Source organism: Pantoea sp. GbtcB22 (genome assembly GCF_019091025.1).
Lineage (GTDB): Bacteria > Pseudomonadota > Gammaproteobacteria > Enterobacterales > Enterobacteriaceae > Pantoea > Pantoea leporis.
The window spans coordinates 1-237 of sequence record NZ_JAGXKB010000832.1 but is presented as its reverse complement, the minus strand read 5'-3'; the positions used below and the strand labels follow the sequence as shown (position 1 = coordinate 237).

The 237-nt window shown below is 65.4% G+C and carries 1 pseudogene; it reads right to left on the bottom strand.

Features of this window, described 5'->3' with window-relative positions:
- A pseudogene (locus KVT28_RS26810) lies at positions 1-237 on the bottom strand (5-oxoproline transporter, DUF969 family subunit); the annotation flags it as partial.

Genomic DNA, 237 nt, shown 5'->3' with positions numbered 1-237 from the left:
ACATGGCGCGCAGACGATGGCGCACGTCTGGCGGGACACCACCGTAGCGGATTGCTGTGGCCCCTTCGGCCATCGTCGCCAGCAGCGGACGCACCATCTGCGGAAGCCCGCCCAGGCTGGTTAAGCCCAGCGCGGCGGTGGCTTCGGGCACAAACAGGTAGACGAACAGCAAGCGGCCGGAGGTGACGGTTTTGATCTGCGCAATTCAGCTTCGCGCCCGCTCTTTCAGGCCATGAC